Annotated in this window: 8 protein-coding genes; all 8 read right to left on the bottom strand. The window is 41.4% G+C overall.

The genetic code is table 11. The features are described from left to right. Positions 1–21 precede the first annotated feature (21 nt). The 8 genes from mnmE to CHJ_RS15130 all read right to left on the bottom strand — a co-directional run bounded on the left by mnmE (position 22) and on the right by CHJ_RS15130 (position 6,381). Positions 22–1,383: a tRNA uridine-5-carboxymethylaminomethyl(34) synthesis GTPase MnmE gene (mnmE, locus tag CHJ_RS15095; RefSeq protein WP_317918049.1), complete on the bottom strand. Its 1,362-nt coding sequence runs from the start codon at positions 1,381–1,383 to the stop codon at positions 22–24. 104 nt (positions 1,384–1,487) lie between these two features. Continuing rightward, positions 1,488–3,107: a membrane protein insertase YidC gene (gene yidC, locus CHJ_RS15100; RefSeq protein WP_317918050.1), complete on the bottom strand. Its 1,620-nt coding sequence runs from the start codon at positions 3,105–3,107 to the stop codon at positions 1,488–1,490. 2 nt (positions 3,108–3,109) lie between these two features. Beyond that, positions 3,110–3,367, bottom strand: a complete 258-nt coding sequence (yidD, locus tag CHJ_RS15105) for a membrane protein insertion efficiency factor YidD (protein WP_171754511.1) — start codon at positions 3,365–3,367, stop codon at positions 3,110–3,112. Beyond that, complete coding sequence (gene rnpA, locus CHJ_RS15110) at positions 3,334–3,690, bottom strand: ribonuclease P protein component (RefSeq protein WP_171754510.1); 357 nt, start codon at positions 3,688–3,690, stop codon at positions 3,334–3,336. The genes yidD and rnpA overlap by 34 nt, the downstream gene beginning before the upstream one ends. A 12-nt stretch (positions 3,691–3,702) precedes the next feature. After that, positions 3,703–3,837 carry a 50S ribosomal protein L34 gene (rpmH, locus tag CHJ_RS15115; protein WP_009600312.1) on the bottom strand — a complete coding sequence of 45 codons (135 nt, stop codon included), beginning with the start codon at positions 3,835–3,837 and terminating at the stop codon, positions 3,703–3,705. A gap of 197 nt (positions 3,838–4,034) precedes the next feature. Next, positions 4,035–4,769, bottom strand: a complete 735-nt coding sequence (locus CHJ_RS15120) for an amino acid ABC transporter ATP-binding protein (protein WP_171754509.1) — start codon at positions 4,767–4,769, stop codon at positions 4,035–4,037. After that, positions 4,766–5,437 carry an amino acid ABC transporter permease gene (locus tag CHJ_RS15125; RefSeq protein ID WP_171754508.1) on the bottom strand — a complete coding sequence of 224 codons (672 nt, stop codon included), beginning with the start codon at positions 5,435–5,437 and terminating at the stop codon, positions 4,766–4,768. The genes CHJ_RS15120 and CHJ_RS15125 overlap by 4 nt, the downstream gene beginning before the upstream one ends. 188 nt (positions 5,438–5,625) lie before the next feature. Then, entirely contained in the window at positions 5,626–6,381 is a 756-nt protein-coding gene (locus CHJ_RS15130; RefSeq protein WP_317918051.1) for an amino acid ABC transporter substrate-binding protein, read from the bottom strand. Positions 6,382–6,626: the final 245 nt, after the last annotated feature.

The following is a 6,626-nucleotide window of genomic DNA, read 5'->3' on the forward strand; positions in this document are numbered from 1 at the left end:
GGAAAAGAGTCATTGTTAACCCTATTTTCCTATACAAAAAGAAGAGAATATACGCCCTAAAAGATCGTCAGAACTAAATTCTCCCGTTATCTCGTTTAAGTGTTGCTGTGTAATTCTTAGCTCTTCTGCCAATATTTCTCCAGCCATATAACCTTCAAGTTGTTGCTGGCCTATTAATAGGTGCTCGCTGGCTCGTTCTAGAGAGTCAAGGTGTCGTCGTCTTGCCATAAAGCTGCCTTCGCTTCCGCCAGAAAAGCCCATGCACTCTTTTAAATGGGCACGCAGAGCATCAACGCCATCACCTGTTTTAGCGGATAACTTGATAAGTGTTGGATCGTTAACATGGCAAATGCCCAGATCTTCTTTGGTTTTATCTACCTTGTTTCGGATCACCGTCATACCGATATTTTCAGGCAAATTATCGATAAAGTCGGGCCAAATGTCTTTAGGATCCGTGGCATCTGTCGTTGTTCCATCAACCATAAATAATACACGGTCTGCTTGAGCGATCTCTTCCCATGCTCTATCTATACCAATTTTCTCAACTTCATCTAACGCCTCTCTAAGCCCGGCTGTATCAATGATATGTAATGGCATACCATCAATATGGATATGCTCTCGTAGTACATCCCTAGTTGTACCCGCTATATCTGTGACAATGGCTGAGTCCTTGCCTGATAACGCATTTAACAAGCTTGATTTTCCCGCATTAGGTCTGCCAGCGATAACGACTTTCATCCCTTCGCGCATAATGGCCCCTTGACTCGCTTGCTGTCGAACCGCATCAAGGTTATCAATTATTGTCTGTAGATCGGTACTTACTTTTCCATCCGCAAGAAAATCGATTTCCTCTTCTGGAAAATCGATGGCGGCTTCAACATATATTCGTAAGTGAATTAGCGAATCTACTAGCTGGTTAATTTTATTGGAAAATTGACCTTGTAGAGAGTGTAGGGCAGATTTTGCGGCTTCTTCAGAACTGGCATCAATAAGATCGGCTATTGCTTCCGCTTGAGTAAGATCCATTTTGTCATTTAAAAAAGCTCTTTCTGAGAACTCTCCGGGACGTGCAGAACGGACACCACTAATGGTTAAAATCCGCTTTATTAGCATATCCATCACAACAGGGCCGCCATGTCCCTGAAACTCTACGACATCTTCGCCGGTAAAAGAGTGTGGATTTGGAAAATAGAGTGCAATGCCTTGATCGAGCTCGCTGCCATCTTCTGATTTAAAGGGCAAATACTCAGCATAGCGTGCTTTAAGGGTTTTCCCTGTTACTTCTAATGCCACTTGTGCTGCTTTTGGGCCAGATACTCTTATAATGCCAACGCCTCCTCGTCCGGGAGCGGTAGCTTGAGCAACAATAGTGTCTGTAGACATGTTTTTACCTATTAGGCTATAGAGTAGAAAATTACCTGAATTGTAATCAGCCAAAACAAAAAAGGCGACCTTTTGGCCGCCTTTCTTTTATCTTTAATTCTGTGCTACTTCGAATGTAAGCCTTTCTTCTCCAGATTCCTATAAATTAGGGTTTGCTGGATTAGAGTAACAATATTCGATACCAACCAGTAAAGAACTAGACCGGATGGGAAGAACAGGAAGAAACCAGTGAACATGATCGGCATAAACGTCATGATCTTCTGCTGCATTGGATCTGTCACTGTTGTTGGGCTCATTTTTTGAATCATAAACATACTTGCACCCATTAATAGAGGCAGAATGTAGTATGGGTCTTGAGCGGAAAGGTCAGTGATCCATCCAAAGAATGGTGAGTGACGCAGTTCAACAGATTCCATTAATGACCAATATAGGGCAATGAAAATAGGCATCTGTAGGAAGATAGGTAAACAACCACCTAATGGGTTTACTTTCTCTTTCTTATACAGCTCCATCATTTCTTGGCTCATACGCTGGCGATCATCACCGATTCGCTCACGCATCGCTGCCAGTTTAGGCTGCAACATACGCATTTTTGCCATAGAGGTGTATTGCGCTTTTGTTAGTGGGTACATAGCACCACGAACAATAAACGTAAGGATAATAATAGAAAGACCCCAGTTCACCACTACGCCCTGAATCATAGAGAGTAACCAGTGCAATGGCTTAGCAATAAACCATAACCAACCGTAATCCACTACTAGATCAAGGTTTGGAGCGACAGCTGCCATTTCGTTCTGTAGTTTTGGACCAACCCAAAGCGTTGCTTTAAACGCCGCTTGGTCACCGGTAGCCACGGTTTTATTTGGCATACGCACACCGATATCGGCTAGGTTACCAATCACGCGAGTATAAATAGTTGAACCTGGTGCTTCACGAGGAATCCATGCAGATGCAAAGTAGTGTTGCAGCATGCCAACCCAACCTTGTCCGTCAGTAAGATTCAACGAGAGATTGCGATCTTGCATATCTTCAAAGCTGTACTTTTTATAACGTACATCTTGAGTTGAATATGCTCCACCACGGTATGTTGGCATAGTTAAGCTACCACCAGCATCCATAACATTTTGACGTAGGTGAGAATACATACCTACAGTCGCGTTGCTACCAGATTGGTTATTAACGGTATATTCCACATCAATGTCGTACTGACCACGTTTAAAAACAAACGTTTTGATGTATTCAATGCCATTGGCAGAATAAGTCATAGGGATACGTAACTCATCTTGGCCTTCAGCTAATGTGAATGCATCTGATGAAACGCTATAACTAGGACGACTTGTGCTGCTTAAATCGATACCTTGAGGTCCAATTAAACCACTTTGTGCAATATAAACATGCCCAGGTTGGTTTTTTAGAATTTGGAATGGGTCTGCAGAGTCAAGCTCGTCAGAGTACTGAACAAGGTCTGCTGATGTTATATCACCACCAATGGTATCAATAGACAGATTTAATACGTCTGTTGTCACTTTGATCAGTTTGGCAGAAGCTTGCTGCGCAGGCGCTGGGTCAAGTTCATTAGCAGTAGATGGTGCAGGTAGAGTGCTGCCATTTTGTGCCTGTACTACTTGCTGTGGTGCTGGATTCTTTTCAATATTCCACTGTTGATACAGTAAAAAAGAAACCAAAACCAGTGCAAGGAGCAGGATATTACGTTGTGAGTCCATCGTTATTTATCTCTGTCTTTGTCTTGGATTGGTGGAACGGGGTCAAAACCCCCTTCATTCAAAGGATGGCATTTTAATAGACGTTTGCCAGATAACCAACACCCTTTTACAAAACCGTGCATTTTTATTGCTTCTAAAGCATAGGTTGAGCAGGTAGGAGTAAAGCGGCAGCGAGGACCTATAAGCGGGCTTATCACCAACTTATATATATAAATCAATCCTATAGCTAACCACGATAAGGGCGAGAAAGGCGATGCCATAATTTATCAAATAATTTTAATATTTCTTCATTGCTTAAGTCTTGAGCGCTCTTTTTTGCAATAACAACAAAATCTTTTTGTGGCAAATCGTGTTGTTTCATTCTAAAGCTTTGACGAGCTAAGCGTTTAAAGCGATTGCGACCTACAGCAGTTTTAATCTGTTTTTTTGGAACAGCTAAGCCTAGTCTAGGGTGTGAAAGAGAATTATTACGGGCAATGATAGTGAAATGGGGAGAGCCAGCACTGTGTGCTTTCTTAAATACTTTTTGATAATGCTCGGGAGTTAACAAACGTAACTCCCGATTGAACGCGTACGTACTCAAAATAATCGCGAATTATTTTGAAAGGCGCGCACGGCCTTTAGCACGACGTGCATTAATTACTTTACGACCGTTCTTAGTTGCCATGCGTGCACGAAAACCGTGTGAACGCTTGCGCTTTAGAACTGAAGGTTGAAAAGTGCGTTTCATGTTAATACCTTTTACTGATCAGTAGTTTATAGGTTTCTGTTAAACCCGGCGTGGGACTTAACATCCGACGCCTCTCAACAAAGAGGCGGAATTGTAATCACTGGCTCACCAAGAGTCAATAACTGTTAGTCCAAACCAAGCGAATAATTCCGGTCGACGGATTATACGTAGTGTGAACTAAATCGCAAGGATCTTTATTAGATCCCGACCTGATTTAGGAATTTTTTAAGCTTAGCATCCTGTGGATTATCAAAGATATCTTGTGGAGAACCTTGCTCGACGATTTTTCCTTCCGCCATAAATATCACTCGATCTGCCACTTCTTTAGCAAATTGCATCTCATGAGTCACAACCATCATTGTTTGATGACGTGTTGCTAACTGCTTCATTAGACTCAAAACTTCACCTACCCACTCAGGGTCAAGTGCTGAAGTTGGCTCATCAAATAGCAATAGTTCTGGTTGTAGTGCCATTGCCCGTCCGATACCGACACGTTGCTGCTGGCCACCAGAAAGTGCCGATGGATAACTTTCTGCTTTATCTCCCAATCCGATGTCATCTAATATCTGTTGAGACTTCTGGTAAGCTTGCGCTTTTTTCCATCCTCGAACAGTAATGAGCCCTTCGGCAATGTTCTGTTTCGCGGTAAGGTGGGCAAAAAGGGCGTAATTTTGAAAAACAAACCCCGTTTTACGTCTTAACGCCAAAACATCATTTTTAGTATGATGCTCGCTATCAACAGACACATCATCAATGGTAATCGTGCCTTTGTCTGCATGCTCCAGAAAATTTACACAGCGTAATAGTGTGGATTTTCCTGTTCCGCTAGAACCAATAACAACGATGATTTCACCTTGTTTAATCTCTATATCAATACCAGAGAGAACTTCGGTGTTGCCAAATTTCTTATGAATATTGTCGAGTTTTATCATCTTTGGTACGCCCTGTTTAGTTTCGCTTCAGCCCAAATCTGAACACGGGTTAATATCACTACCACTCCCCAGTAGATAAGTGCCACGGCTAAGAAGGCTTCAAAAAACTTAAAGCTAGAAGAGGCTTCCATCTGTGCTTTCGCCATTATTTCTGCCACACCAAGAGTGAATGCCAGTGATGTCGACTTAATCATATCGATAAAGTAGTTCATCAATGAAGGCAGAGCCACGCGTGTTGCCTGAGGCAAAATAATTCGCTGCATCGCTTGGCTAGTGGTCATTCCAACCGACAAACTTGCTTCCATCTGGCTTCTATCAATACCAATGATGGCAGCTCGAATACTTTCTGCCATATAAGCGGCAAAGTGCAGAGTAAGGCCGATGACGGCAGCGGAAAAAGCATCTAACCCGACTAATATCGGAAACACTTGAGGTAAACCGTAATAGAGCAGGAATAACTGAACCAATAAAGGTGTTCCACGGAAGAAGCTAATGTATAACTGACTCAGTTGATCTAGTACTGGAATTTTGAATACACGAATATTGGCAATAACCACCGAAATGATCAAAGCAAAAAATAGCCCAAAGATCGCCATTTCCATTGTGGTGCCGAGATACTTAAACAGTATTGGCAGCAATTCAAACATATATTGAAAATCAAAATTCATCACTATTCCGGGATTTTTATGGTGCTCACAAACAATGAGTGGTCACGACATTAACAGTTACAGACATGGGGTGTTATAGACAATAGCAGTTACAAACAGTGGCCGTTATAAGTAATGACATTTATAGGTAACTCTCAATGGCTTCTCCTTGCCTGAGTAGAAAGGAGAAGCATTAAAGAACTTACCGGTTACTTAGTGATATCGGCATCAAACCATTTGTTTGATATTTTAGCTAGCGTACCGTCCGCTCTCATTGCGGCTAGCGCACTATTGACTTCTTTTTGTAGAGCAATACCTTTGTCATTGTTCACAAATGGCCATGCATTTTGAATGGTGTCGAAAGGTTGACCTGCTAATTGTAATGGCAGTCCAGTTTTCTTAATCAGTTCTAGTACTGATAGTCTGTCCATAACAAAAGCATCAGAACGACCTAGAGCAACATCATGTTCAATACCAGTATCATAAGTTTTGATATTGATTTTGTTATCTTTGTCGTAGTCACGAAGTAGCTGTTCAAAGTTAGAGCCTAGGTTTACCGCAACGGTTTTTCCATTTAGGTCTTCAATACCATTGATGGATGTGTTCCCTTTGCGAACGGCGATTTGAGCACCATCGATGACATATGGGTCAGCAAATAGATATTTTGCTTTTCGTACATCGGTAATTGTTATTTGGTTGGAAATAGTATCAATGCGTCCTGTTTCCAATAAACCAAATAGACCTGAAAAGTTTGCCGTGACATATTCCACGTTATAGTCATTTCTGCGGCCAATTTCATCCCAAAGGTCAACTTCAAAACCTTGTAGCTTGTCTTTTTCAACAAAGGTAAATGGGTAGTATCGACCAGACATTCCTACTTTTACATCTGTAGCAGCATATGTTGCCTGAATTGATGCACTTGATAGTGCAACTGTCGCTAATAATATCTTTAACCAGTTTTTCATTTTGTAAAATTCCGTCACTTATTGGATGAATGGATAATACGACTTATATTTAGCCTAAATAAAATAACTAGTTGTTATTAGACATAACCGAATGAGTAGGCCCGTAGATCTGGGGATAAGTTATAAAGATCTTACTTTTGTTGATATTTTTGTCCATTTGTTGGGGAAAAAATGGCTGATCTAGGGTATAGATTCGGGATAAATGTGAATAACTTCGATCTTATTCACTGGATCCTCGATCATTT

Source organism: Vibrio sp. MACH09, assembly GCF_033238805.1.
In the GTDB taxonomy this organism is placed as follows: Bacteria; Pseudomonadota; Gammaproteobacteria; order Enterobacterales; family Vibrionaceae; genus Vibrio.

Coding starts and splice junctions, on each gene's coding strand:
- CHJ_RS15130 (WP_317918051.1), bottom strand. CDS start 6,381: ATGAAAAACTGGTTAAAGATATTATTAGCGACAGTTGCACTATCAAGT.
- yidD (WP_171754511.1), bottom strand. CDS start 3,367: ATGGCATCGCCTTTCTCGCCCTTATCGTGGTTAGCTATAGGATTGATT.
- yidC (WP_317918050.1), bottom strand. CDS start 3,107: ATGGACTCACAACGTAATATCCTGCTCCTTGCACTGGTTTTGGTTTCT.
- rpmH (WP_009600312.1), bottom strand. CDS start 3,837: ATGAAACGCACTTTTCAACCTTCAGTTCTAAAGCGCAAGCGTTCACAC.
- mnmE (WP_317918049.1), bottom strand. CDS start 1,383: ATGTCTACAGACACTATTGTTGCTCAAGCTACCGCTCCCGGACGAGGA.
- CHJ_RS15120 (WP_171754509.1), bottom strand. CDS start 4,769: ATGATAAAACTCGACAATATTCATAAGAAATTTGGCAACACCGAAGTT.
- CHJ_RS15125 (WP_171754508.1), bottom strand. CDS start 5,437: ATGAATTTTGATTTTCAATATATGTTTGAATTGCTGCCAATACTGTTT.